The sequence below is a fragment of the Serratia marcescens genome, from assembly GCF_029846115.1.
In the GTDB taxonomy this organism is placed as follows: domain Bacteria; phylum Pseudomonadota; class Gammaproteobacteria; order Enterobacterales; family Enterobacteriaceae; genus Serratia; species Serratia marcescens_L.
The window spans coordinates 4551490-4575765 of sequence record NZ_JARVZZ010000001.1 but is presented as its reverse complement, the minus strand read 5'-3'; the positions used below and the strand labels follow the sequence as shown (position 1 = coordinate 4575765).

Here is a 24276-nt window from a genome sequence, read left to right as displayed (position 1 = left end):
AATGACCTATGCCCTCGTGGGTGATGTTGGCGGCACCAATGCCCGCCTGGCGTTGTGCACTGTTGCGACGGGTGAAATTACCCAGGCGAAAACCTATTCCGGCCTGGAGTTCGACAGCCTGGAGGCGGTGATCCGCCACTACCTGAAAGCGTGCGATATCGAGGTGCAGGACGCCTGTATCGCAATTGCCTGCCCGGTGACGGAAGACTGGGTGGCGATGACCAACCACAGCTGGGCGTTCTCGATCCAAGCGATGAAGGCCAGCCTGGGGCTGAGCCATCTGGAAGTGATCAACGATTTCACCGCCGTCTCGATGGCGATCCCGATGCTCTCGTCGGACGACGTGTTGCAGTTTGGCGGCGGCGATGCGCAACCGGGCAAGCCGATCGCGGTGTACGGCGCCGGCACTGGGCTGGGCGTTGCCCACCTGGTGCACGTCGGTCGCCGCTGGGTCAGCCTGCCGGGCGAGGGCGGCCATGTCGATTTCGCGCCGAACAGCGAAGAAGAAGACATCATTCTGGAGGTGCTGCGCGCGGAAGTGGGGCACGTTTCCGCCGAGCGCGTGCTGTCCGGGCCTGGCCTGGTCAACCTGTATCGCGCCATCGTCAAGGCGGATAACCGCCTGCCGGAAAAATGGGAGCCGAAGGACATCACCGAGCGGGCGCTGGCAGACAGCTGCATCGACTGCCGCCGCGCGCTGTCGCTGTTTTGCGTGATCATGGGGCGCTTCGGTGGCAACCTGGCGCTGAATCTGGGCACCTTCGGCGGCGTGTACATCGCCGGCGGCATCGTGCCGCGCTTTATGGAATTCTTCAAGGCCTCGGGTTTCCGCGCCGCTTTCGAAGACAAGGGGCGCTTCCGCGATTATGTGCGCGAAATCCCGGTGTTCATGATAACGCACGGCCAGCCGGGCCTGCTGGGTGCCGGTGCGCATCTGCGCCAGACGCTGGGCATGCACCTGTAAGCTCAGGAGCGGGGCAATAAAAAAGGGGCGCAACCCACAGGTTGCGCCCCTTGTCGTTTTCGCGGGGTATCAGGCTTTGGCCAGCTCCGCCGTCTGGGCGGTTTCCGCTGTTTCCGTTTCTACCGCTTTCGGCGCTTTGATGAACAGCGTAATCAGCAGAGAGGCGGCGGACAGAACGCCAATCACCATGAAGGTGGCGTGGAAGCCGCCGAAGTATTTGGCGACGAACGAACCGGCCAGCGCACCCAGGCCGAAGCCCTGGTAGATGATGCCGTAGTTCTTGCTGTGGTTCTTCAGGCCGAAGAAGTCGCCGACAATCGCCGGGAACACGGTGATGTTGCCGCCGAAGCAGAAGGCCACCGCGCCGACGCAGATGAAGAACAGCGTGTGGTTCAGGGTCATGAAGCTCAGCGCGACAATCGCCAGCACGGTAACCAGCATGGTGAAGCTGATGACGCGCATACGGCCCACTTTATCGGACAGCGTGCCCAGGATGATGCGGCCGGCGGTGTTGAAGATGGCGACGGCGGACACGGTGTTGGCGGCAGTGGCCAAATCCATCCCGGCCAGCTGAACGCCCATGTCTTTCACGATGCCAATCAGGTACAGGCCGCTCATGCAGGCAGCGAAGAAGATGGTGAACAGCAGATAGGCTTCTTTGGTGGCCAGCATCTGACGCACACTGTAGTCGTTGCCCAGCCCGTTGGCGCCTTGCTGTGCGGCATTGGTCGCCAGCACCGGCTCTTTCAGCAACAGGGAGCCGACGACGATCAGGCCCATCACGATGGCGCCCCAGTAGAAGAAGGCGCCGGAAACGCCGACGTCGGCGATCAGGGCGGCGTTGACGTATTTGAACAGCAGGCTGCCGCTGCCGAAGGCGCCGACGGAGATGCCGGAAATCAGGCCTTTGTTGGCCGGGAACCACTTAATCAGGTTGGACAGGGTGGAGATGTAGGCGATACCGACCGCAAAGCCCACCACCACGCCGGCCAGCAGGTAGATCATGTCGAGCGAGCTGACGTGGGCGCTGGCGATAAGGCCCAGGCCGACCAGAATGCCGGAACACAGCGTCAGGTTGCGGATGCCGAAGCGCTCTTGCAGCTTGCCGGCGAACAGCGTGGCGAAGGCCAGGAAGAAACTGGTGATGGAGAAGGTGGTGGCGACGTCCGCCAGCCCCCAGTGGAACTTGTCGACCAGCGGCTGGTTGAACAGGCTCCAGGTGTAGATGGTGCCCAGACCCATCTGACAGATGATGGTGCCGAGAACGATTAAGCTGCGATTTGCCGGTTTGGTGTTCATGGCCGGTCTCCTTCCTGTGTGTGCGTTGCCGGGCGTGAGCCGCTGGCTGAAATTTGCGGGGTGAAGCTGTGTTCCCGCGGTATGGGCTTATTATATGGCCGGCACCCCCGGCGGGCGGCGGATCGGGAATGAGTTGCACGACGGAAGGAATGAAATGCATGTTATACGGCGTGAGTTGCCGTTTTAGCGCCGAAAAGCGCGTGAAATGCCGGGGGTAGCACGTGATCTACATCAAAGATATCAACGATTTATTGTTAACTGCCGGTGAACGATTGTGGTGAAATTGTGAAGGATGCGTCTGAAAGGCGTAAATCGGCATTGCGCCTATAGAGCGGCGGCAAGCGCGGGACTATGTTATCTGCGATCGGACGAGGTCCGCTCTGCAGGAGTCCATGAAATGAAAAAAACGCTGTTGTTACTGGCCGCGCTGCTGGCGCTGCCGCTGGCGAGCCAGGCCGACGTGTCCATCGGCGTGAACGTGCCGGGCCTGTCGTTGCATATCGGCGATCGCGATAATCGTGGCCACTACTGGGACGGCTATCGTTGGCGCGATCCGCGCTGGTGGGCCGATCATCAGCGGTATGAACGCCCGCGCGGGTACTATTATGGCCCGCCGCCACGGGTAATTTACTACGGGCCGCCGCGGCGTGACTGGCGAGATCGGCCGCATTACCGTATGCTGCCACCGCCGCCGCCCGGCTATTACTACCGTCCGGGCCCGCGCTGGTAAGCGCTTACAGGCGCATCAGCTTGCGAAACTCTTTCACCTTGCTGCGGCTGACCGGCACTTCAAACTCAAGATCGCTCAGCCGCAGAATGTAGGTATTGTTGAACCAGGGCACGATCTCGCGGATCTTCGCCAGGTTAACGCAGTAGGAGCGGTGGCAGCGGAAGAAATGCGCTTCCGGCAGCCGGCTGTAAAACTCGGTGATGTTCATCGGCATCACGAACTCTTCCCGACGGGTATAGACCCGCGTCACCTTTTCATCGGCGGCGGCGTAGTAGATGTCGTTGATGTCGGTAACGATGATCCGCTCGTCTTTGATCAGGTTGATGCTGTGGCTGCCGCGGCCCGGCGCGCTGGTCGGTTCCGCCGCGCCGGCGGGGCGATGATGCAGCGCCTCCAGCTTTTGCAGCATGGTGACGATGCGCGCCTCGTGATAGGGCTTGAGGATGTAGTCGAACGCCTCGATCTCGAACGCTTCCACCGCGTGCTCTTTATAGGCGGTGATGAACACGATCGACGGGCGATGCGCGAACTTGCTGATGTTTTGCGCCAGCAGCACGCCGTCCAGCGACGGGATGTTGATGTCGAGGAAAATGGCGTCGACCTGGTGGGTTTGCAGGTATTTCAGGACGTCGAGGCCGTCCTCGAAGGTGGCGACGATATCGATATTGCTGTGTTTCTTGATCAGGTAGCTGAGTTCTTCCTGCGCGAGGAATTCGTCTTCCACGATGATGGCTTTCATGAGGCCTCCCCGACCGGTGGCGCGCTCGGTTCCTGATGCAGCTTGCCGCCGTTTTTGCTGATGTAGAACGCGATTTCGGTGCCCGGCTCCAGGCGGCGGATATGCAGCCCTTCACCGTACAGCAGCGACACGCGGTGATGCACGTTGAGCAGGCCGATATTGTGGCCTGGCATTTCGTTGCGTGCCACCCGGTCGATGATGTCCTGGTTGATGCCGTTACCGGTATCCTTTACCGAAATCTTCACTCGGTCGCCCTGATCTTTCACCGCGATCACCACCACCCCTTTCCCCTTGCAGGGCTGGATGCCGTGCACGATGGCGTTCTCCACCAGCGGCTGGATCAGCAGGCTGGGAATACGCACCGAGACGTCGTCATCGATGTCGTAAATCACCGTCAGCTTGGCACCGAAGCGTGCCTGTTCGATGGCGATATAGTCCTGAATCTGATGCAGCTCCTTGCGGATATCGATCAGTTCGTCGTTCAGCTCCAGGTTGTAGCGCAGGTAGCGCGACAGGTTAATGATCAACTGGCGCGCGGTGTCCGGATTCAGGCGAATAGAGGAAGAGATGGCGTTCAGCGCGTTGAACAGGAAGTGCGGGTTAATCTTGCTCTGCAGCGCGCGCATTTCGGCCTTGTCCGCCATCTGGCGCAGGTGCTCGATGCGGGAAACCTCCATCTGCGTGGAGATGATCTGCGACAGCCCGACCGCCATCACCTTCAGCGTGTTGGTGATCTGGTGAGCGTGGCAGTAGTAGATTTTCAGCGCGCCGGTCACTTCGCCTTTTTCCCACAGCGGCACCACCAGCTGCGAGTGGATCTGCGGCGCGGCCGGGTTTTCCAGGTTGTTCTTGATGATGATTTTGCCGTGGCGAATGCTTTCGCGGGTGACGCGGCTCAGCCCTTCGCGGCCGATCGGGTAAGCTTCGCGCCCTACGCCCACGTAAGCCAGCACCTGATGGGTATCGGTGATCGCCACCGCGTCGGCACGGATGTCCTGGCGGATGATATCGCAGATGGTGGCCAGCGATTCGCTGTTGATGTTGCGGAAATAGGGCAGCGTCTTGTGGGCGATATCCAGCGCCAGCTTGGCCTGGCGCGCGGCGATCACCTCTTTTTCATCCTCGACGCTCTGTACCAGCAGCACGATCAGGCCGATGCACACCGTGCCGAGGATCATCGGCAGGGCGATCTGCGACACGATGTCCAGCCCGAGCTCGGTCGGCTTGGCCCACAGCACGATCAGCAGCATGGTGAGGGATTCGCACAGCATGCCGCCGACGATGCCGGCGCGCCAGCGCTGCTCTTTTTTCACCTTGAGGTTGATGTAACCGGCGCTGATGCCGGCGATGATGCTGGTGATAAGACAAGGCACCGAGGTGATGCCGCCGATGTCGATCAGATAGCGGTGCAGCCCGGCGACGATGCCGGTGACGATTCCCACCCAGGGGCCGAACAGGATACCGCCGGCCATGATGGCAATGACGCGCACGTTAACCAGAGACCCTTCGACGTTGATGCCGGAGTAGGTGCTGAACAGCGCGAACAGCGAGAAGATCGCCGTGACGATGCCGAGCTCGAGCGGCGTATGGTCTTCTTTTTGCAGCAATTGGCGGAACAGCCGGGTGCGGGTCAGGAAAAACAGACAGATCAACATCAGCGCGGCGCGATCAAACACCGCCAACAGCATTTCAAAAAAAGGGTGCACGACGGGTTCTCGCTGCGGCCTACGGATGGCGGCAGTATACCACAGCGAAAGGGGCCCGTGGCGTGCGCCACGGGCGGGGGATCAGCCCATGCCGAGCTGCGTTTTGCCCAGCGGCGTCAGCAGGCCGGCGGTGGCGCGGCCGTCGAAATCCACCTCGAAGTCGTCGGGGGCGAAGTCCGGCGGCGTTCTGCCGTCGATAAAGCTCGGCAGCTGGCGCTGCAGATAGGCATCGTTTTTCTCGCAGCCCGGCGCGGCGGCGATGTACATCACGTTGCTGTCGAACTCGCCGTTATGCTCGTTCTCCACCGCGTGGATCACGTCGCAGTGCCAAAAGACCGTGTCGCCCGGCTCCAGATCGGGAATAGGGGAAATCCCACTTAACAAAAGGGGATGCCATTTTTCCGATATCGACAGCGCGCGGCCCGGCGCCGCATCGCACAGATCGTCGTCGGCGACGTCGTCCTGCAGCGCGCGCAGCAGCACATAGGCCATGGCGTTGGCGATCGGCACCAGGTTCAGCGTGCCGGCGTTGGTGCGCTGCGGCGTCAGCGCCGTCCAGCCCTGGAAGGTGCGGAACATCGAGCAGACCGCCGGGGAGGCTATCTCGCGCACCTCGGTGCGGCCGTCGGCGGCGAAGGGGTCGTACTGCTGCCAGTCGCCGGAGAAAACGTGGCGATACACATAGCGGAAGTTTTCGTCCAGCCAGCGCTCGATGGTGCCGCTGTCGACGTGCGGCGACAGGCCCAGCGACGAGGAGTTTGGCGGGCGGCGGCGGGTGCGATCGGCGTAGGTGGCGACGCGGGTCGGATCGAAATGCTGTTTGCCGTTGCTCTCGGTAGCCCACAGGCTGTTGAGAAACACCTGCACCGCATGCATGCGCGCGTCCTGCCGCGCTTCGACCTGCGGTTTCGACCAATAGATGCCGTAGATCTGCGGTTTGCTTGCAGCCAGCTTACCGAAATAGTTGTCTTCGGCGGCATTTTTCAACCGCTCGACGAAGTTGTTGCGCTCAAGGTAGTCGCCGATTTCCCGGTTCCAGCCCTCGGCCTTGGCGCGGGGAAACACGCCGCGAATGGCGCAGGCACCGCGCTGTTTGATCAGCGCTATCTGCTGCTCGTTGACGCGCTGCTGCAGGATATCTTCCGCGTCGATCTGCGGCACCGGATTGTGGCCGGCGGCCAGCTCGCGGCGGATCTGTTCGACCTGGCCGCGGATGTTCTCTTCCAGCGCCAGAAACACGTCGCGGTAGTTCGGCAATGCCTGGCGCAGCTGGCGTTTGACGTTAGCGATCGTCTGCGGAATATCGTCGATGACTAAAGAGGCCATGGTGTTCTCCTCGTGCCGCGTGAGTGACTGCGGCGAGCGGTTGTAGGGAATCGGGCAAGACGTTATGGTTTTGTGGTTTTAACGTGAATGATTATCGGCAACCAATCAGGGAAAATAAAGAGATATCTTTCATTCGTAAGTTCCTCTTTTTCGTTTTTCGGAGATTTTATGAAGCTGGTCACTGAACGTCTGCACTTACAGTCGATAACCGCCGAGGATTGGCCGCTGTTTCTGCGCCTGTACCAAGATCCCGAGGTGATCCGTTACATCTCCGATCCGCGCAGCGAAGCGGAGATCCGCGCCCGGTTCGAGGAGCGGCTGCCGGCCTGGGACAAACACGGCGAGCAGTGGCTGTGCCTGGTGATGCGTGAGAAGCACAGCGGAGAGGCGGTGGGCATTACCGGTTTTCGCCCGCAGTGGGTGCCGTATCGGCAGGCGGAAGTGGGATACGGGAGCTTGCCTGCCGGGCAGGGCAAGGGCTATGGCAAGGAGTCGCTGCGGGCGGTGCTGGATTTTGCGGTGAACGCCTGCGGCTTTCACAAGCTGACCGCCACCGTGACCGCGGGCAATCTCGCCTCGCGCGGCCTGCTGGAGTCGTGCGGCTTTCAGCTGGAAGGCACGCTGCGCGATAACTTCCGTCTGGCGGGGCAGTGGTGCGACGACTGGCTGTTCGGGCTGCTGGCGGCGGAGTTTCAGGGCGGCAAATAAAAATATCGCGCCGGGTATCGACAAGCTCGTCGGCGCTGCGCTATGTTCGATATTCGGTCAGTTCGCTGGCCAGCGTCGCTCGGACGGTCCGGGCGCTAACGTCTATCGAGGAATCCCCTATGGCTGATAACAGTCCACAGCGCCGTTTTACGCGCATTGAACGTCTTCCCCCTTACGTATTCAACATCACCGCCGAACTGAAGATGGCCGCACGCCGTCGCGGCGAGGATATTATCGACTTCAGCATGGGTAACCCCGACGGCCCGACGCCGCCGCACATCGTGGAAAAACTGTGCGCCGTCGCCCAGCGCGACGACACCCACGGTTATTCCACCTCGCGCGGCATTCCGCGCCTGCGCCGCGCCATTTCGCGCTGGTATGCCGATCGTTATCAGGTGGATATCGATCCGGAAAGCGAAGCCATCGTCACTATCGGTTCGAAAGAGGGGCTGGCACACCTGATGCTGGCGACCCTCGATCACGGCGATACCGTACTGGTGCCGAACCCCAGCTATCCGATCCACATTTACGGCGCGGTGATCGCCGGCGCTCAGGTGCGTTCGGTGCCGCTGGTGGACGGCGTGGATTTCTTCGGTGAGCTGGAGCGTGCCATTCGGGAAACCATTCCGCGTCCGAAAATGATGATCCTCGGCTTCCCGTCCAACCCGACCGCGCAGTGCGTGGAGCTGGATTTCTTCGAGCGGGTGGTGGCGCTGGCCAAGCAGTACAACGTGCTGGTGATCCACGATCTGGCCTATGCCGATATCGTCTATGACGGCTGGCAAGCGCCGTCGATCATGCAGGTGCCGGGGGCAAAAGACATTGCGGTGGAGTTCTTCACCCTGTCGAAAAGTTACAACATGGCCGGTTGGCGCATCGGGTTCATGGTCGGCAACCCCGAATTGGTCAGCGCGCTGGCGCGCATCAAGAGCTATCACGACTACGGCACCTTTACGCCGCTGCAGGTGGCGGCCATCGCCGCGCTGGAAGGCGATCAGCAGTGCGTGCGCGATATCGCCGAGCAGTATCGGCAGCGCCGCAACGTGTTGGTGAAGGGGCTGCATGAGGCCGGCTGGATGGTGGAAAACCCGAAGGCGTCGATGTACGTGTGGGCTAAAATTCCCGAGCCTTATGCCCACCTCGGTTCGCTGGAGTTCGCCAAGCGCCTGCTGGCGGAAGCCAAGGTCTGCGTCTCGCCGGGCATCGGCTTCGGTGACTACGGCGATACCCACGTGCGCTTCGCGCTGATCGAGAACCAGGACCGTATCCGCCAGGCGGTGCGCGGCATCAAGGCGATGTTCCGCGCGGATGGGCTGCTGAAGCCGGGCAAGGCGGGCAGCGCCAAATAATCCTGTCAGGCCGGGCGTTCGCCCGGCCTTATTTTTGCCGTCCCAAGGTTTTCTTCATTATTTCCCCATTATGCTCGACTACGCTGGGTTTTATTTTTGGACAGAGTGTATGAGCAACCGCTACGCGCGATCGCAGATCGTTTTACATTGGCTGACTTTGCTGATGGTGATCCTCACTTATTCGGCGATGTTGCTGAAGGATTCGGTGCCGGAGGCGTGGGTGCCGATGGTCAAAAATTTGCACTTTAATTTTGGGGTATCGGTCTTTGTCTTGATGCTAATTCGGTTGGCGGTGCGTTCTTTCCACGCGACGCCGCCGACCACGCCCCCGCTGGAAGAATGGCAGGAGGTAGGCGCCAAGATTTTCCATTGGCTGCTGTACGTGGTCTTCCTGATGTTGCCGCTGCTGGGCATGTTAACCCTGGCCTATGGCGGCAAATCGTGGTCTTTGCTGGGCTGGCCGGTGCCGCAGTGGGTGACGCCGGATCCGGTGATGCGCCGGCTGGTCAAAACGGTTCATGAGACGCTGGCAAACGTTGGCTACTTTATCATTGGCGCGCATGCGCTGGCGGCGCTGTATCACCACTATCTGCGCAAGGACGACACCCTGCGCCGCATGATGCCGGGCAAATGATCGCTAGCCGAAACGCCAAAGGGACGCTTGCGCGTCCCTTTGGCTGTGTTCCTGGTCAGGCTGCTGTCAGGCAACCATCAACATGAAGGTGCCAACCCAGGCAACCAGCATGAATGACACGCCCATCAAAAAATATTTCACTGAACAACTCCTGTCTGGAGTCCTCGCCAGCAATGATCCCGATTGTTGTGCTGAGTATTTTATGGGCAACCTGCTTGTCGGGCGGATTCTTCCAAGCGAAAGAACAACGTCCTCGAGCGCGGGTTGTCCGGTTGTCGCGCCTCATGCTCCGTGAGGTAAAATCCGAACCGCGACAGGATCGGCGCTAATGTACTCTCAATACTGGTCTGATTTCAATACTGTGTTTTTGATCACAATTTTCGGCTGTTTTTTGCACAGTGCAGACTGTTTAATAACGCTTTTTATGGGCAAGCGACAGGAAGTAGCCTGCCGCTGCGGGTTTTAAAATCGGGGTATTGCAATGCGGTAGCCGGTGCTCAAGCGACGGCGTTGATGCCGGTCACCAAAATGGCCCAAAAAACGAGACAAGACAGCAGAATAACGGCCCAAATATGACGGCGACTCCACTCCATTTTTAGCCTTCGTTGTTGCGACAAGTGATTAGGTAACGATCATATCGGCGCACAATGGGGAAAATTTAGCCCCATCGGATAATATTTCGCTTACCTGCCGCTAACTTATTGGCAAAATTCGCTTATTGTCACGCGCACTTCGTAGCCCAGCAGATACAGCGCCTGCTCCAACGCCTCAACCTTTGAGGCGTAGCCGAGATCCAGCAACCGCTCCATTTGCCCGCCGTTGAATCCCAGCTTGCGTGCCAGCTCCGCTTTGCCGGTGTTTTTGCGCAGCATGGCGTTGTGCAGTTCGATCTTCAGTGCCACCAGCGCCGGCAGGTGTACCCTCAAGTCATCGGTTTGCAGAGGGGAAGGGGCTGGCAGAGGCAGCCCTTCGTCCATCGCGGTGGCAATGGCGGCCAGCAGGCTTTCCTGCGCTTCCAGCTCGACGTCTTCGCGTTTATAGCAGGCCGATTGCCACTCGGGGAAGTCGTGGAAACCGATCTGCCAGGCGTCGCTGTCGCTATCGAAGGTGTAATGGGCGGGGTAGTGGCTGTACATGGCAATCCCTGATTGAAGCCTGAATGAGGCGCTATTGTGACGGCGCGGCCGGCGGATAGCCATAGCTTTGAGCGGAATGGCGCTCAATCGGCATGTTCACGCGGCTTGCGGCGCAGCCCGTCGGGTGGCAACAGCAGGGCGCAGATCATGACGGCCAGGCTGAACAGCGGCAGCCAGTGCGCCACCGGGCCGGGGGAGTAGTTGTTGAGCACCGAGCAAACATAGCACGCCACGGCCAGCGCCCAACCCGGCAGGCCGATATCGTTGAGCCGAAACGCGGTTTTGGCCATAAACCACGCCACCAGGCCAAAACAGAACAGCGCCCACACCATGATGCACAGTAGATACAGCAACACCGAGACAAATTCCTCGGTATCGCCGTGCGCATGGGCGCGAAAATGGTTTTTATCCAGATAGGTCGACAGAAACGACAGCAGCACGATGCCAACGGCGAAGATCGCCAGCGAGAAAACAAAGGGTTTGCGCGAGATGCGCCCACGATAAAGGTCTTTGGCGAGTTGTCCGAGAGATTCCATCACAGTCCGTTGTCGTCATCATTGGCCGCCCGGCGGTGGCCGAATGGCAAGCAGCCGGGCATTTTATCGGGGTAAAAGGGGACGTCAAGGTGATAGTTTTTCTCATTTAGTCGCGGTTGAGATTCCGCGCGGCCGCACCGGGTGTCCTTTCTCCGTGCAAAACGTCACAATTTGGCACGTTTGGCTACCTGACGCGGTAATTGGCGGCATAATCCTGTTTGTTCGCGTTGAACAATGCATTAACATAACTCCCACTTATCTCTTGCATGGCTATATGGATATCCGATGCGTCACCTGGTTGCGCTTTTACCGCTGATTACCTTGCTTGCTGCCTGTAGCAGCACGCCGAAACCCAGTCCCACCGCTACGCCGCAGGGCACCCCGGTAAAGGGCGGCTTTTTGCTGAGCCCGGCGCACAGCGGCGCGCCGCTGGGTGGAGACTTCGCCAATAACCCGAATACCGCCCGCTTTATCGATAAGATGGTACAGGAACACGGCTTTGATCGGCAGCAGCTGCACGATGTGCTGGCGCAGGCACGGCGCCTGGATTCGGTGCTGCGGCTGATGGACAGGCAGGCGCCGACGCCGTCTACCCAGGGGCCAACCGGGCCGAACGGTTCCTGGCTGCGCTACCGCAACAAGTTCATCACGCCGGATAACGTGCAAAACGGCGTGGTGTTCTGGAATCAATATCAGGATGCGCTGCAGCGTGCCTGGCAGGTATACGGCGTGCCGCCGGAGATCATCGTGGGGATTATCGGCGTGGAGACCCGCTGGGGCCGCGTAATGGGTAAAACCCGCATTATCGATGCGCTGGCGACGCTGGCCTTTGACTACCCACGCCGCGCCGATTACTTCGCCGGTGAGCTGGAAACCTTCCTGCTGATGTCGCGCACCGAAGGCGACGATCCGCTCGAACTGCGCGGCTCCTTCGCCGGCGCGATGGGCTATGGGCAGTTCATGCCATCTTCCTTCAAGAGCTATGCGGTCGACTTCAACGGTGATGGTCATATCAACCTGTGGGATCCGGTCGATGCCATCGGCAGCGTGGCCAATTACTTCAAGGCGCACGGTTGGTCCAAAGGCGAGCCGGTCGCGATTCAGGCCAACGGTCAGGCGCCGGGGTTGGAAAACGGCTTCAAGACCCGCTACTCGGTCGCCGCGCTGGCGGAAGCCGGCCTAAGCCCGCAGGGTTCGCTCGGCGATAATCAGGAAGCCAGCCTGCTGCGGCTGGACGTCGGCACCGGCTACCAGTATTGGTACGGCCTGCCGAACTTCTACACTATCACCCGCTATAACCACAGCACCCATTACGCCATGGCGGTATGGCAGCTGGGCGAAGCGGTAGGGCGCGCGGCGCGCGGCGGCTTCTGACCGCTGCTTCTATCAACGAAAAAGGCCGCTTGCGCGGCCTTTTTTACGTTCTGAGCAATCAGAAATCGTAGCGCAGACGCACCACGGTCATATCGCCGAGGTTGTCGGTGCTCGATGTCAGCACGTGCTCTACGTCAACGCGGAAGCCGTAGTCAAACTGCACGGTAACCCCGAGGCCGTTGTCGATGCGCTGGTAGTTGCGGCCGCTGATGTATTCCAGGCGGTCGCCCATAAAGTACGGCATCACCGATTTCACCGCGTACTGGCCCACCGGCACGGTATAACCGGCCAGGTATTCGATACCCCACGCATCGCCGGCAAAGTAATTATTGACGTCGGCTTTCTTGGTGGTCAGGAAGTCGTTGTAGTAACCGCCGCCGAAGGTGAGGGTCCAGTTGTTCGGTTTCCAGCTGATGGCGGTGCCGAAAATGTTCTGGTCATAGCTCTTGCTGCCGCTGGTGGACGGGTTGCGCATTTCGGCGCGGGTGTAGTTCCAGGCGGTGCCCCAGGTCAGATCCTGCGTGATGTGGTAATCCACGCCCAGTGAGCCGCCGCCTTTGCGCTTATAGCGCAGGCCGTTGCCCGGCAGGTAGTCGCTGTCGCTGAACAGGTACGACGCATAAACGTCCGCATCGCCGAAGCGGTTCTTGTACTTCAGCATTTTGCGTGAACGGTAAGAGCCGTCGTAGTCGCCGTTGATGCCGTTGCCCGGCGCCTGGGCCAACATGTCGTAGTCCCAGATATCGGTCTTGGCGCCCACCACGTCATAGTAAACGCTGTTCTGCTGGCCGAAGGTCATCTGGCCCCAGGTGTTGCTTTTCAGGCCGGTGTACAGCATGCGGCGGCTGGTGTTTCTCGCGCCGTCGGCATAGTGATGATCCCAGTCGAACAGCGCAGGAATGTTTACGCCCAGCTCGTAGTAGCTGATCCAGCTGATATCGTCGAACAGGTAGTAGTCCGCCGCGAAACGGAAGCGGGTGCCGCCGTCGAAGCCGTTACGCTTGTAGGAGCCCTTGTCACCGTCGCCCGTCATGTTGTTGAACTGCGGACGGATACTGCCGCCAACGGTGAAGTTCAGGCGGCTGAGCGGATCGCCGGCCTGCGGATCCTGCTTCAGCAGGGTGATTTCTGCCTGAGCGGCGAACGACGCGCTGCCGATCGCCAGACCCAGCGCCACCGCTTGAGTCAATACGCGCAATTTCATTGCCATGTGTTATCCCTGTTTTATGTATGACCGCCCCCATCAGCGCCGCCATGCCGATGTTTTGCGCAGAACGCTGCGTTTTCACGCATTTTGACGGTTTTTTTTGGTGTTTTAGCGGCGGGCCGCATTTGTAACATAAACGGTGGGATAAAGAATTACTTTTCTTGCTAATTATTGGCCGGTTTTTGACCATTTCGTGCGGTGAGAAGGGCCGTTTTTCATGCCTCTCGATTCGGATGAATTCATCTAACGCCAAGGTTTATATTTTTCATTTGTCAGTCATTGGCGTCAGCCTGTAATTTTAGTCGTGCAAGAGATAATTAATTTCAGCCTGTCACCGGCGTATTAACGTTAGCCTTTTTCTGCGTAATCGGTCGGCAGGAATAAGCGATTGGGAGGTCGCCATGAGAAATCTGTTCATGTTGTTAGTGGGGTTATTTTCATTACCGGCGATGGCGGCGGAGTCGCACGTTTGTCATTCTCAAGCTTATGATTATGCAGAGGTTAGCAAGCTCAGATTGTCTGATGATACCCTGTTTTCCTGCCGCGGCGTGGGGCGCCTGACGATCCCTGAACTGGCGCGAAAAGGATGGAGGGTGATTCATTTGGCGCAGCAAACCGAATATACCGACTCCGTCGACAGCGACGGTGAGGTTATTAAGCTTTACCAGGAAATCGTGGTGTATAAAGAATAACGCGACGGTAGCCCGTTATTATTCTCACGGCGGCGAGAACCCTATTATGAATGCGAGAATCGGAATCGACGGCAGGGCTGCCGCCGCGATGGTGATGCTATGCGCCATCTGGGGAATGCAACAGGTGGCGATCAAGGCCGTCGAGCCGGATGTGTCGGCGGTGCTGCAAATTGCCATTCGCTCAGGCCTCGCCGCACTGGGGGTATACCTGCTGGCGCGCTGGCGCGGCGAGCGCTTTACCTGGGATCGCGCCACGCTGAGCGCCGGTTTGAGCGTGGGGGTATTGTTCGCGCTGGAGTTCTTTTTTGTCTCCGCAGGGCTGCGTTACACCAGCGCCTCGCATATGGCGGTGTTTTTGTACACCGCGCCGCTGTTTTCCGCCCTCGGCCTGCATTTTCTCCTTCCTCAGGAGCGTCTGTCGCCGGTGCAGTGGCTGGGCATGCTCATCGCCTTTGGTGGCGTGGTGCTGGCCATATCGGGTATGGCTGAGGGAAGCGGCGGGGCCGATCGGCTGAAAGGCGATCTCTATGGCTTACTGGCGGGGATCGCCTGGGGGGGCTCTACCCTGGTGATCCGCACCACGCGCCTGGCGGAGTGCTCGGCCAAACAGACGCTGCTGTTTCAGTTGACGGGCGCCTGTGTGCTGTTGTCGTTGCCGGCGCTGGCGACGGGAAACCTGCATTTCACCCTGAGCCCGGTGGCCTGGTACAGCCTGCTGTTCCAGACCGTGGTGGTGTCATTTTTCAGCTACCTGATCTGGTTTTCGCTGCTGCGCCGTTATCAGGCTTCCTCGCTGGGCATTCTCACCTTTATGACGCCGGTATTCGGCATCCTGGCGGGGGGCGTCATTCTCGGCGAACCGCTACAAATTGAATTTGTATTGGGTGCTGTACTGATCGTACTGGGGTTAATCGTGGTGAGTTGTTCTTATCTTATTTATTTTGACCGAAGGGTGGCACCAAAAATATAAATTATGGATGTTGATGTACAAAACTACCAAATAAGCTGCGAAAGCCAATTCATTATTCAGCTGCAAATATCCCGCTATGCCTGGGGCGTACCGCTGATTACGCTCAGCGATAACGGTGATTTTACTGTGATACGAAGCCGAGGCTGGTCGAGGTTGGCTAATGGGATGCAATTGGAGGTTTATTATTTTGCCAATAATTCCCTGCTTACCTGGGATAAAAACCGCAAATATATCTCTTATTCAAAGGCCGGCCGGCTCTATGCCTGCGCGCTGAATTTTTCTTATTCCCCCAAAATAGAGCGCTAACCCTCTGGCCATCAAACCAGAGGGACGATTTTCATGATCCACTGCTTGAACGCGAGGATTTTCGGCCACTGCCGCTCGGAGATGGTCGAGGTAAAATAGCAGTGCTCGCAGGGCACGGTCATGTTGGTGAACGGAATGATCAGCTCGCCGCTTTTGATCCAATCCTGCACCAGATTGAGCCGCCCCATGGCGACGCCAAGGTGCCGCGTGGCGGCCAGCACCGCGAGATCGGAGCGGTCGAACTCCATGCTTTTGCTGTCGGTATCCAGCCCCAGCGCAAAGTGTTGCGACCAGGTTTGCCACTCATCTTCGCCGGAGTTGTAGCGATCGTGCAGTAGCGTGCAGCGGGCCAGGTTTTCCGGCGCATCGTACAGGCTATGTGCGGCGGCGTACTGCGGCGTACAGATCGGCACCATCGATTCCTGCATAAAGGCCTCGTCCAGATGCCGCCCCGAGGGCAGTTTGCCGAAGTACATCGCCAAGTCCACGCCGCGGTTGGCCAGGTTGATGATCTCCTGCCCGGTCAGAATGTTGAGATGAATGGTGGGGTGCTGGGCGATAAAGTCGCCGATGCGCGGCAGCAGCAGGCATTGCACCAGAGAAGGGTGCGAATAGAGGGTCAACGTCCCCGTCAGCTCGCGATTTTTGATGTCCAGAATTTCCTGATTCAGCGTGTTGAAGGAGCTGTCCAGCGCCCATTGCATGCGCTCGCCCTCCGGCGTCAGGGTAATTCTGCGATGAAAGCGCTGGAATAGCAGAAAACCCAACTCCTTTTCGAGCAGATTAATGCGGTGGCTTACGGCGCTGGGGGTGATCGACAATTCTTGTGCCGCCAGCGCAAAAGATAAATGACGGGCGACGCATTCGAAAGTATGCAGCCGGGAAAATTGATAGCTGGTCAGCGGGGTGGCCCGCTGTGAATGTTTTTTACTGGGGAACATGCTATTTCTCCGTGCGCGCAATGCGCTAATATTAACACTTAATGGCATGAGTGATAAACCCAAGTTGATTAATATGTTCAGGTTATATATCAGGGCCCTGTTTACTGATTACCGTCATAGATTTTAAGGATTAAGATGATGAGATAACATGAACCGATAAATGACTTGTCTGCTGGCAGACTGAAATTAGAAATTGACGAGGTCTGACATAAACCTGTTAAAGATAAATGTGACGTAGAAGGAGAAACGGTGAAAAATAAGGCCGTTATTTCTTACGCACGTATCGGTCAAGTTGAGCTGTAGGTATGATGAAAAACGGGCTCGTCCAGTGACGTTCACTGACAGACGAAGGGAAAGCCAGTAGCAAGCCGAAGGGAGGCCATTGTGCAGTTGATTTATTTTATGTCGGAATCGTTGGCGCCGGAGAAATTTGCCCGCATCCTCAATCCCGCCGATGCGCGTTATGAGCTGGAGCGGCATTACCTGTTCGGCGGTTCGTCCATGTCGTCGATATCGAGCAGGCACACTATCACACGCAATACGCAGTCCGGTATTGGCGTATCGAGTTACCGGGAAGATAGCGGCATGAAGCGCGGCGTGTTTGACGAACTAAAACGCGGCAGTTTGCTGGCCGTTGATGCCAGTATCGGCGCCTGGAGCCCCGTCAAATATCCGTTTTTCATCAATGCGCAAGGGCGCCTGCAGCGCTATCCCGGCACTGTATTACCGCCGCAGTACCCCGTCGAACGTATAATTCAACGTTATGAAGAGATGATCAGCCGATACGCCGCCAGGCCTAAACCAACTTCCTTGCCCCCGAGACAAAACACCGCTAAAAATCCGCCGATGATGCAGGCGGTGGCCACCGCCGTTGGCTCAAGCCTTACCGTCATCAAAGAGGTTGTTCGCCCAATGAGCAAACAGGCGCGTTGGCAGGCGAGAAAATATCTGATTGGTCGAGGGGAGCGAAGTATCTATCCGGATGCGCGGATTGCGGCGCAACGCCTGGCGCAAAATAACGTCGCGGTGGAAAAGGCCAAGCTGGCGCAGAATGTCTATAACACGACCAACCCGTTGGCGGCTACGCCTGGCGTGCCTGAAGGATGGCGGGATGTGAGTAATGACGGCGGTTTTTTAGAAAAATTGGAGCTTCGCAGGGACATGCTTTTTGATAATGAGACCGAAGCAAACTTTTTGTCGAGAATTTATGCACCGGATAGAGCCGTGTTTGGCGATGACATGAATCCGACAGTCGTCTTTCGCGGATCAAGAATGCCTGCGCTCCCTAACGGCAAATTGAATGCGGCGAAGAAGATATTTATTGATCGTGAACTGCCGGAGATAAAAAATCTGGAAGACTGGACGAATAATTTCAATCAAGGTCGGGGGGCTGAGTCTGAATATTATAAAAAGGCTGTTGCTATAGGTAAACGGTTAGATGGCTCTACAACAAAAATCGATATTTCAGGGCATTCATTGGGGGGCGGTTTGGCTTCTGCTGCATCCATTGCTAGTGGTAAGCCAGGGTGGACATTTAATGCTGCGGGATTGAATTCGAGTACCGTGGAGAAATATGGCGGTTCCTTGGTGGGCAGTGAAGATATTATCAACGCCTACCGGGTGAAGGGCGAAGTTTTGACGAGGATACAGGAATTCGATCTCAGGCAAGATTTTATCGACGTTAATGGCAACCTTGCGTTATTGGCCGCGAAGGAAAAATTATCATCGCATTTGCCGGATGCCGTTGGTGTTAAACACACGCTTGATGGCGGTGTGGGCAATATGGGTGACCGACATGGCATCCAACAAGTGATAGACTGCATCGAACAGGAAAAAGACGACGATATCGCCACAATCGGCCACAGGATATAGAAACTCGATGAGACAAGTTTTTAATGTGTTCGCAGCGTTGTTCATCGCGATTGGATTGGTGCTTACAACCGGATGTAAGGAGAAAGGAATGGACTTGCCGCCAGAAGGTTACTTTACAGGTCAACAGCTTGTATTGGCTAAGGCGATCCGCGATGGGAATATCGGTGACATCAAACGGCTGGCGAAAGAGACGGATCTGAACAGCCCCGGTGAACATGATATGACATTATTGTTTTTTGCCCTGGCGACGTCGACTCATGATAATGCTACGCCGGAACGGCTGCAGATTGCGACCGAGTTGGTAAAGGCCGGAGCCGATCCACTGCAACCTCGCCCCAATGGCGGTGCCAGTCCTGCTGAATGGATGGCAAAATTAGACAACGGTATTTGGTTAAAGGCATTGCTTGATGGGGGGTTGTCTCCAGATGCTCGGGGTAAGGTAGACGAGTTACCTATCATATTTCAAACTTCAAAAGCCAGTAACGCAGAAACCCTGAAGGTTCTGGTTGCATATGGTGCGAACTTAGAAGCAAGAGATGTTCTTGGCCAAACCGTGGTGATGGATGCTTTTAGGTATTCATCATTTGATAATGTTAAGTATCTTCTCAATAACGGCGCTAATCCTAACCCCATAAATAAGAAAGGTGTTTCCTTAGTTGAGATGGTCAGTAAAGAAATAAAAAACAGCAAGGAAGGCGGAGAGTATAACGACGAATGTCTGACCATCAGAAAAATGATAATAGAGCGTGGGGTGAAATGGCCGAGGTCATAATTTTCTGACGCTGTGATAGATAGGGTATGGAAGAAATATTTCCCTGTATTCAAACAAAGGCGAGCCATGGATTTCTATAAATATTGATTGAATAAATTGATAAGACCGTATGTTCGCTATGTTTGCTCTTTGGCCGAAAAGAACCGCGCCCGGTGGTTACCCTCCGGGCGCGGCATTCAGGGAAAAACGGTATGCTTGTCGGCGCGCATCAACGGCGGCGCAGCAGCAGGCCGGCCAACAGGCCTGCACCAGCAATGAGGGCTAACGCGGCGAGGGGGTTTTTCTTCATCATGCTGCCGGCGCAGCTCAGGGCGTCACCGTATTTTTCTTGCAGCGCGCCCGCTGCATAGCGCGTGACGCCTTCGGCCTGCAAACGTTCGTTTCCGGTGACGTCGCCCGCTATTTCCTGCGCTTTGCCCGCCACTTTTTCCATCATGCCATTGGCTTTTTCGCTGTTCATTATGATGCGCTCCTAAGGTTCGATCCGTTTGGCTTCCGCACAGAGCGAAAGCCTGCATTTGCACCTCCATGTTATGCACTTCACTTTGTGCCGATAAGGGGCGTTTGCATCGGTGCAGATAGTGCATTTGCAGGCTACTTGCCGTTCCTGGTGGCCGGCCCGCCGGTAAACAGCCCGCGCTCTCTGGCCCAGACGATGGCTTCGCTGCGGCTGTGCACGCCAAGTTTGGAATAGACCGTCGCGACATGATTGCGAATGGTGTTGAGCGCCAGATTGAGACGCGCCGCGATTTTCTTGTCCGGCAGCCCCTCGCAAATCAATTCCAGCACATCGCGCTCGCGCGGCGTGAGATCGCTGGCGTTAAATCCGGTCTGATCGGGCCGGTTGATGCTTTTCACGTTGGCCAGTTTTTCAATCAAGGTTTGGCTGAACCAGGACGCGTCCTGCATCACTTCTTCGATGGCGCTCACCAGTTCCAGCTCCGAGCGTTTGCGTTCGGTAATGTCCATGAGCACCAGCAGGTAACAGGGCGCATTGTGAATGCTGACGGCATCCGCCGAGGCCACGCAGTCGATCGACTCGCTCCCTTTCTTGCGCACCCGGATGTCCAGCCCTTCGACGTTACCGCTTTTTTCCAGCGCGGCAAACAAACGGCGGTTCGCCTCGGGATCGTCAATAAATTGGATCTCATCGACCGTCTTGCCGATCAAGGCTTCGGCGTCGTACTCGGTGGTGCGGGTGAAGGCTTCGTTGACGTCCAGCACGCGCCGCTCGTGCGCCGTACACAACAACGTCGGCACCGGGCTCAGGCGAAATGCCTTGGCGAACCGCTCTTCACTTTCCCGCAGCGCCGATTCCGCCTGGCGCCGGGGTTCGAGATCGGTAAAAGTGAACAGCATGCAGTCGTCTTCATTGAAGTCCAGCGGTTGGCCGGCAACCACCACCAGCTTGCTTCCTCCGCCGGGCAGTTTCAGCTCGGCCTCCATCTGCGGAATGGTGGCGCCTTCCCCCAGGCGCTGAATCGCCAGCTCTTTGTGCTCCGCCTGTTCTAAAACGTCGAGTTCATAAACCGAACGCCCCATGACCTGTTCACGCTGGTAACCGGTCATATCGAGGAACCCCTGATTGACCTTGACATAACGCAGGTCGCTTAGCCGACAAATGACCGCCGGTGCCGGATTGGCGTTGAAGGTTTTTTCAAAGCGCTGTTCGGCGCTGGCCCACTCCGTCGCGTCGCTCAGGATCAGCGCCAGCAGCTCCGGCTGCCCCTGCGCATCGGTGATAATCAGGCTCCGCAAGCGGTGTACCCAGAAACTCTCCGGATCGTCGACCTGCCGAACTTCCACCACCACATCGGTGAAGGTCTCGCCATCGGCAACCCGGTTCAGCGGGTACTGTTCCAGCGCCAGCGGGTGATTGTTGCGATAGCGCAGGGCAAACCGCGCCGCGTACTCGGCGGCATTGGCCCCCAGGGCTTTCTGGTGGCTCACGCCATGCATGGCCAACGCGGCTTCGTTGGCCCAGAGCAGCGTTTGATCGGTATCCGTCAGGATCACGCCGTCGGACAAGCCGGAGATGATTTGCTGCAGGTGGCCGCGGTCGGTTTCGCTGGCCAGGACGGATGGGTTCATGTGCTCTCCGCTAGACAGAAGGGGGAGCGGCCTCTGACGGGGCCGCGGGTTACGCTACTCGCTGAGCAGCTTAGTGCATAACGTGCGTATTCGCAGGGTGTGAATGCACTAGTCATTCTGGCGCAAATGAACCGGGACGGCCGACGACGCCGCGCGGCAGACTGGATTTGTCTGCGCGGTTATCCGCCGTGTGTGCAATCACTTGTCCAGAAAATATAAGGAACAACGATGACCACTGTCTATGAATCAAATCGCTTTGCGTTTCAGGTGTCATGGGGCTCGATATTGGCCGGGAGTGCCGTGGCGCTGGTGACTTATCTGATCTTCAGCGTGCTGGGTACGGCTATCGGTGCCCAGGCCGTGGATATGATGCAAAAGGGCAACCCGCTGAGCGGCTTTGGCACCGGCACCGGGATTTGGCTGCTGGTTTCAACGCTGGCGTCGCTGGCCGCCGGCGCGTTCGTCGCCGGCCGCACCGCGCCGAACCGCGGCAGTTTGCATGGATTGCTGAGCTGGGCGATCACCACCTTGTTGACCACCTGGCTGGTAGCTTCATTGGCTAGCGGCGTGGTGGGGCTGGCGGGCAGCGCGGTGGGTAAAGGGCTTTCGCTGGCGGGCAACGGCCTGGCGGCGGCAGCGCCAAACGTGGGCGAAGGCATCAAGCAACAGCTGGATAAAAAGGGCATCAGCCTCGACTGGGGAAGCCTGGAAAATCAGTTGAACGCCACGCTCAAGCAGACCGGTAAGCCGGAACTGGATCCGGCTCGATTAGAACAGAAGGCCGACAGGGCGACCGCCGATGGCAAGCAATCGGCCATGGACGCGGCTGCCGATCCGGCACAGGCCGCCTCCGAGCTCAAACAGTGGTTCGACCGTGTCAAGCAGTCCGGTGAGCCGACGTTGAGCGCCGCCGACAAGGATGCGTTGGTGAATATCGTTGCGGCGCGCACCGGCAAGAGCCGCGATGAAGCGAGCCAAATCGTCGATAACTACGCTCAGGCTTACCAGCAGGCGGTGCAGAAAGTGGAAAAACTCAAGGCCGAGGCCGAGCAGAAAGCGCGTGAAGCGGCCGATGAAGCGGCCAAACAGCTGTCGCGTGCCGCGTGGGGGTCGCTGTTGGTGCTGCTGTTGGGCGCCGCGCTGAGCGCTGGCGTGGGGCGGATTGCCGAATCAACCCGCCGCACTGTCGCGGTGAGTTGAGATGAAAAAAAACCTGTCGTGCATCTCGCTGAATTATCGAAAAGTAGTCGGGGCCTCTGCTCCCGTGCTCGTCATCGATTTTTGCAACGAGAATAATGAGCGCTATACCCTGCGCTACAACCTGCCGCCGGATACCCCGGAACGCACCGAGCGGCGGGTGTCTTTACTGCTGTATCTGTTGCGCAAGCACAGGTCCGCAGAGATCGACAACCTGGCTGATTGATCAGCCCGTGAATGAAAAGCCCGGCTTTGCGCGCCGGGCTTTTTGCCGTGCTTTGGCAATAAAGCACTGCGTAAGCAGACAGGGCACTCTTACGAGAAAAGGGGAGGCGGTTCACCAGGGCATAAGTGGCGCTCCAATTGGCATGGAGGGAATAGGGCATTGAACAAGGTTTGTTGAAACGTCGATTCTTTACTGTGCGGGAAAAGATAAAAAAGAAACTCTCAATGACGATCTACGATTATCGGGCCCGAGGTTAAGGTCTTGCGCTTATCCACCGTATCTTCCTTCGCCACCGTTCATACTTTTTCGTATTAGGCCCAATAATTTTATCAGCTGGCCAAACAATAAAATACGATTTAATTTGCGATGATGAAATTCCTATTCAGCCATGTCTGTGGGGTGTAAAAAAACACGTTAAGATAAAACAATTAACAAAAAGTGTGATTCACCCTGGTGATGTAAATGCATCTTTGACGGAAGCATTTTATGTTGATTGTTTTTGTTCTGCGCATTTTTCGCGGGTGGATTTATATAACATGATCATTTTCAGTTATTTAAGTAATGGCTTTTCCTATGCCGCGAAAATGGCGTTGTCAGGGTGAACTTTTTTAGGATTAATCTTAATGACTTGATTGGGTTGGTTAACGATTTTAATGAAAAGGACACGATTTTTATAAAAGCAAGGAGCGCATATGGACTATCGAAAAGATATTCTCTTACAGGTATTAGAGTATATGGAGAAGAATATTATAGAGGGGCTATCCGTTGAGAAAGTGTCCATTATCTCAGGGTACTCCAAATGGCATTTGCAACGGTTATTTAAGCATTATTTTGGCATGACGCTCGGGACTTATATCAGGCACAGAAAGCTGAGCCGATCCGCAATCTTGCTTAAACAACACCAAGGGAACATATTGGATGTCGCCTTGGCATCGGGCTTTGCCTCTCAGCAATGTTACACGCGGGCATTCAAACGTTTCTTTGGCGAAACGCCCAACAGCTTTAGAAACAGCCGGGGATGGGATTTTTCCATCCAGATCCCACCGTATGGCAATGACAAGAAACCCTATTTTTATCACACGGTCATGCCGGATGATATCGAGTTATTAAAACAGTACAAAGCATTGATTTTCCATTCCATAAGAAAATGCAGAGATGCCGGTGACATTACGCAGACTAATGAGAAATGGTTAAGCAAGCATGGAAAGGTTTATAGCGCGGAAAAAAACAGATCGGGAAAATGGCATTCAAACGGTAAGGAACAAGAAGTTTTTCATTCTATCTTCAATTTCTACATACCCAGAGGGAAATATATTGTCATCCCCTTTATGGGAGAGCTGCCTGAGTACATTGATTTTTTTGCAGGCATTTATGATGCCTATTTGCCGGCTATTAATGTCAAAGTGAGAGAAAGTTTTTTTATCGAGCTATATAGAAACGAACATTTAAATAGTCGAGTCGTCAATGTCGACATACTTATTCCTGTGGCGTAGCGTTGAGA

At 56.9% G+C, this 24276-nt stretch carries 25 protein-coding genes; 14 read left to right on the top strand and 11 right to left on the bottom strand.

Features of this window, described 5'->3' with window-relative positions; translation table 11 throughout:
* Position 1: 1 nt before the first annotated feature.
* Entirely contained in the window at positions 2–964 is a 963-nt protein-coding gene (glk, locus tag QDT79_RS21850) for a glucokinase (RefSeq protein WP_308317061.1), read from the top strand.
* Between the two features lie 69 nt (positions 965–1033).
* Here the strand turns inward: glk and QDT79_RS21845 are convergent, their stop codons facing one another.
* Positions 1034–2263, bottom strand: coding sequence for an L-lactate MFS transporter (locus tag QDT79_RS21845; protein WP_063988921.1), 1230 nt, complete (start codon positions 2261–2263; stop codon positions 1034–1036).
* Between the two features lie 397 nt (positions 2264–2660).
* On the opposite strand from QDT79_RS21845, the gene QDT79_RS21840 reads away from it, so the two are divergent.
* A complete protein-coding gene (locus tag QDT79_RS21840) occupies positions 2661–2993 on the top strand; it encodes a DUF2502 domain-containing protein (protein WP_308317060.1) in 333 nt (110 codons plus the stop codon).
* A 4-nt stretch (positions 2994–2997) separates the two neighbouring features.
* On the opposite strand, the gene QDT79_RS21835 is transcribed toward QDT79_RS21840, so the two are convergent.
* The 3 genes from QDT79_RS21835 to QDT79_RS21825 all read right to left on the bottom strand — a co-directional run bounded on the left by QDT79_RS21835 (position 2998) and on the right by QDT79_RS21825 (position 6764).
* Positions 2998–3732 (bottom strand): LytR/AlgR family response regulator transcription factor, encoded by a 735-nt coding sequence (locus tag QDT79_RS21835; RefSeq protein WP_063988923.1) that lies wholly within the window; start codon positions 3730–3732, stop codon positions 2998–3000.
* Positions 3729–5420, bottom strand: a complete 1692-nt coding sequence (locus QDT79_RS21830; protein WP_308317197.1) for a LytS/YhcK type 5TM receptor domain-containing protein — start codon at positions 5418–5420, stop codon at positions 3729–3731. Before QDT79_RS21830 ends, QDT79_RS21835 begins: the two co-directional genes overlap by 4 nt.
* A gap of 99 nt (positions 5421–5519) precedes the next feature.
* A complete protein-coding gene (locus QDT79_RS21825; RefSeq protein ID WP_130017802.1) occupies positions 5520–6764 on the bottom strand; it encodes a DUF1479 domain-containing protein in 1245 nt (414 codons plus the stop codon).
* A gap of 168 nt (positions 6765–6932) precedes the next feature.
* Between QDT79_RS21825 and QDT79_RS21820 the strand changes: the two genes are divergently transcribed.
* The 3 genes from QDT79_RS21820 to QDT79_RS21810 all read left to right on the top strand — a co-directional run bounded on the left by QDT79_RS21820 (position 6933) and on the right by QDT79_RS21810 (position 9455).
* Positions 6933–7472: a GNAT family N-acetyltransferase gene (locus QDT79_RS21820; RefSeq protein ID WP_130017803.1), complete on the top strand. Its 540-nt coding sequence runs from the start codon at positions 6933–6935 to the stop codon at positions 7470–7472.
* Between the two features lie 119 nt (positions 7473–7591).
* A complete protein-coding gene (gene alaC / locus QDT79_RS21815) occupies positions 7592–8821 on the top strand; it encodes an alanine transaminase (RefSeq protein WP_033648107.1) in 1230 nt (409 codons plus the stop codon).
* Between the two features lie 109 nt (positions 8822–8930).
* Entirely contained in the window at positions 8931–9455 is a 525-nt protein-coding gene (locus QDT79_RS21810) for a cytochrome b (RefSeq protein WP_308317059.1), read from the top strand.
* A 66-nt stretch (positions 9456–9521) separates the two neighbouring features.
* Here the strand turns inward: QDT79_RS21810 and ypdK are convergent, their stop codons facing one another.
* The 3 genes from ypdK to QDT79_RS21795 all read right to left on the bottom strand — a co-directional run bounded on the left by ypdK (position 9522) and on the right by QDT79_RS21795 (position 11127).
* Positions 9522–9596, bottom strand: coding sequence for a membrane protein YpdK (gene ypdK / locus QDT79_RS21805; RefSeq protein ID WP_099782600.1), 75 nt, complete (start codon positions 9594–9596; stop codon positions 9522–9524).
* 557 nt (positions 9597–10153) lie between these two features.
* Positions 10154–10591 (bottom strand): type II toxin-antitoxin system HicB family antitoxin, encoded by a 438-nt coding sequence (locus QDT79_RS21800; protein ID WP_149559562.1) that lies wholly within the window; start codon positions 10589–10591, stop codon positions 10154–10156.
* Positions 10592–10674: 83 nt separating this feature from the next.
* Entirely contained in the window at positions 10675–11127 is a 453-nt protein-coding gene (locus tag QDT79_RS21795) for a DUF805 domain-containing protein (protein ID WP_308317058.1), read from the bottom strand.
* Positions 11128–11412: 285 nt separating this feature from the next.
* Here QDT79_RS21795 and mltB point away from each other — a divergent pair, with 285 nt between their 5' ends.
* Positions 11413–12501, top strand: coding sequence for a lytic murein transglycosylase B (mltB, locus tag QDT79_RS21790; protein WP_063988930.1), 1089 nt, complete (start codon positions 11413–11415; stop codon positions 12499–12501).
* Between the two features lie 58 nt (positions 12502–12559).
* Here the strand turns inward: mltB and QDT79_RS21785 are convergent, their stop codons facing one another.
* Entirely contained in the window at positions 12560–13711 is a 1152-nt protein-coding gene (locus QDT79_RS21785; protein WP_063988931.1) for a porin, read from the bottom strand.
* 398 nt (positions 13712–14109) lie between these two features.
* Between QDT79_RS21785 and QDT79_RS21780 the strand changes: the two genes are divergently transcribed.
* From QDT79_RS21780 to QDT79_RS21770, 3 genes are read left to right on the top strand one after another with little or no spacing between them, the layout of a single operon-like run.
* Positions 14110–14400 (top strand): hypothetical protein, encoded by a 291-nt coding sequence (locus QDT79_RS21780; protein ID WP_063988932.1) that lies wholly within the window; start codon positions 14110–14112, stop codon positions 14398–14400.
* 46 nt (positions 14401–14446) lie between these two features.
* Complete coding sequence (locus QDT79_RS21775; protein WP_308317057.1) at positions 14447–15370, top strand: DMT family transporter; 924 nt, start codon at positions 14447–14449, stop codon at positions 15368–15370.
* Positions 15371–15373: 3 nt separating this feature from the next.
* Positions 15374–15676, top strand: a complete 303-nt coding sequence (locus tag QDT79_RS21770) for a hypothetical protein (RefSeq protein WP_033635406.1) — start codon at positions 15374–15376, stop codon at positions 15674–15676.
* Positions 15677–15687: 11 nt separating this feature from the next.
* Here the strand turns inward: QDT79_RS21770 and dsdC are convergent, their stop codons facing one another.
* Positions 15688–16617: a DNA-binding transcriptional regulator DsdC gene (gene dsdC, locus QDT79_RS21765; RefSeq protein WP_063988933.1), complete on the bottom strand. Its 930-nt coding sequence runs from the start codon at positions 16615–16617 to the stop codon at positions 15688–15690.
* Positions 16618–17001: 384 nt separating this feature from the next.
* On the opposite strand from dsdC, the gene QDT79_RS21760 reads away from it, so the two are divergent.
* Together QDT79_RS21760 and QDT79_RS21755 are read left to right on the top strand one after the other, a co-directional pair.
* The gene (locus tag QDT79_RS21760) at positions 17002–18489 is read left to right on the top strand and encodes a Tle-like phospholipase domain-containing protein (RefSeq protein ID WP_308317056.1); all 1488 of its coding nucleotides are present in this window, start codon (positions 17002–17004) and stop codon (positions 18487–18489) included.
* An 88-nt stretch (positions 18490–18577) separates the two neighbouring features.
* A complete protein-coding gene (locus QDT79_RS21755) occupies positions 18578–19261 on the top strand; it encodes an ankyrin repeat domain-containing protein (protein ID WP_080473369.1) in 684 nt (227 codons plus the stop codon).
* A gap of 208 nt (positions 19262–19469) precedes the next feature.
* Here the strand turns inward: QDT79_RS21755 and QDT79_RS21750 are convergent, their stop codons facing one another.
* Positions 19470–19721: a CsbD family protein gene (locus QDT79_RS21750; protein WP_063988935.1), complete on the bottom strand. Its 252-nt coding sequence runs from the start codon at positions 19719–19721 to the stop codon at positions 19470–19472.
* A gap of 134 nt (positions 19722–19855) precedes the next feature.
* Positions 19856–21352: a helix-turn-helix transcriptional regulator gene (locus QDT79_RS21745; RefSeq protein WP_063988936.1), complete on the bottom strand. Its 1497-nt coding sequence runs from the start codon at positions 21350–21352 to the stop codon at positions 19856–19858.
* 228 nt (positions 21353–21580) lie between these two features.
* Here QDT79_RS21745 and QDT79_RS21740 point away from each other — a divergent pair, with 228 nt between their 5' ends.
* The 3 genes from QDT79_RS21740 to QDT79_RS21730 all read left to right on the top strand — a co-directional run bounded on the left by QDT79_RS21740 (position 21581) and on the right by QDT79_RS21730 (position 24268).
* Complete coding sequence (locus QDT79_RS21740) at positions 21581–22552, top strand: YrzE family protein (RefSeq protein WP_308317055.1); 972 nt, start codon at positions 21581–21583, stop codon at positions 22550–22552.
* Position 22553: 1 nt separating this feature from the next.
* Positions 22554–22775 carry a hypothetical protein gene (locus tag QDT79_RS21735; protein ID WP_063988938.1) on the top strand — a complete coding sequence of 74 codons (222 nt, stop codon included), beginning with the start codon at positions 22554–22556 and terminating at the stop codon, positions 22773–22775.
* 692 nt (positions 22776–23467) lie between these two features.
* Positions 23468–24268: a helix-turn-helix domain-containing protein gene (locus QDT79_RS21730; RefSeq protein WP_063988939.1), complete on the top strand. Its 801-nt coding sequence runs from the start codon at positions 23468–23470 to the stop codon at positions 24266–24268.
* Positions 24269–24276 lie beyond the last annotated feature (8 nt).

Excerpts from the sequence above, each read along its gene's own strand:
- glk (WP_308317061.1), top strand. The coding sequence starts at position 2 with ATGACCTATGCCCTCGTGGGTGATGTTGGCGGCACCAATGCCCGCCTG.
- QDT79_RS21845 (WP_063988921.1), bottom strand. The coding sequence starts at position 2,263 with ATGAACACCAAACCGGCAAATCGCAGCTTAATCGTTCTCGGCACCATC.
- QDT79_RS21840 (WP_308317060.1), top strand. The coding sequence starts at position 2,661 with ATGAAAAAAACGCTGTTGTTACTGGCCGCGCTGCTGGCGCTGCCGCTG.
- QDT79_RS21835 (WP_063988923.1), bottom strand. The coding sequence starts at position 3,732 with ATGAAAGCCATCATCGTGGAAGACGAATTCCTCGCGCAGGAAGAACTC.
- QDT79_RS21830 (WP_308317197.1), bottom strand. The coding sequence starts at position 5,420 with ATGCTGTTGGCGGTGTTTGATCGCGCCGCGCTGATGTTGATCTGTCTG.
- QDT79_RS21825 (WP_130017802.1), bottom strand. The coding sequence starts at position 6,764 with ATGGCCTCTTTAGTCATCGACGATATTCCGCAGACGATCGCTAACGTC.
- QDT79_RS21820 (WP_130017803.1), top strand. The coding sequence starts at position 6,933 with ATGAAGCTGGTCACTGAACGTCTGCACTTACAGTCGATAACCGCCGAG.
- alaC (WP_033648107.1), top strand. The coding sequence starts at position 7,592 with ATGGCTGATAACAGTCCACAGCGCCGTTTTACGCGCATTGAACGTCTT.
- QDT79_RS21810 (WP_308317059.1), top strand. The coding sequence starts at position 8,931 with ATGAGCAACCGCTACGCGCGATCGCAGATCGTTTTACATTGGCTGACT.
- QDT79_RS21800 (WP_149559562.1), bottom strand. The coding sequence starts at position 10,591 with ATGTACAGCCACTACCCCGCCCATTACACCTTCGATAGCGACAGCGAC.
- QDT79_RS21795 (WP_308317058.1), bottom strand. The coding sequence starts at position 11,127 with ATGGAATCTCTCGGACAACTCGCCAAAGACCTTTATCGTGGGCGCATC.
- mltB (WP_063988930.1), top strand. The coding sequence starts at position 11,413 with ATGCGTCACCTGGTTGCGCTTTTACCGCTGATTACCTTGCTTGCTGCC.
- QDT79_RS21785 (WP_063988931.1), bottom strand. The coding sequence starts at position 13,711 with ATGGCAATGAAATTGCGCGTATTGACTCAAGCGGTGGCGCTGGGTCTG.
- QDT79_RS21780 (WP_063988932.1), top strand. The coding sequence starts at position 14,110 with ATGAGAAATCTGTTCATGTTGTTAGTGGGGTTATTTTCATTACCGGCG.
- QDT79_RS21775 (WP_308317057.1), top strand. The coding sequence starts at position 14,447 with ATGAATGCGAGAATCGGAATCGACGGCAGGGCTGCCGCCGCGATGGTG.
- QDT79_RS21770 (WP_033635406.1), top strand. The coding sequence starts at position 15,374 with ATGGATGTTGATGTACAAAACTACCAAATAAGCTGCGAAAGCCAATTC.
- dsdC (WP_063988933.1), bottom strand. The coding sequence starts at position 16,617 with ATGTTCCCCAGTAAAAAACATTCACAGCGGGCCACCCCGCTGACCAGC.
- QDT79_RS21755 (WP_080473369.1), top strand. The coding sequence starts at position 18,578 with ATGGACTTGCCGCCAGAAGGTTACTTTACAGGTCAACAGCTTGTATTG.
- QDT79_RS21750 (WP_063988935.1), bottom strand. The coding sequence starts at position 19,721 with ATGAACAGCGAAAAAGCCAATGGCATGATGGAAAAAGTGGCGGGCAAA.
- QDT79_RS21745 (WP_063988936.1), bottom strand. The coding sequence starts at position 21,352 with ATGAACCCATCCGTCCTGGCCAGCGAAACCGACCGCGGCCACCTGCAG.
- QDT79_RS21740 (WP_308317055.1), top strand. The coding sequence starts at position 21,581 with ATGACCACTGTCTATGAATCAAATCGCTTTGCGTTTCAGGTGTCATGG.
- QDT79_RS21735 (WP_063988938.1), top strand. The coding sequence starts at position 22,554 with ATGAAAAAAAACCTGTCGTGCATCTCGCTGAATTATCGAAAAGTAGTC.
- QDT79_RS21730 (WP_063988939.1), top strand. The coding sequence starts at position 23,468 with ATGGACTATCGAAAAGATATTCTCTTACAGGTATTAGAGTATATGGAG.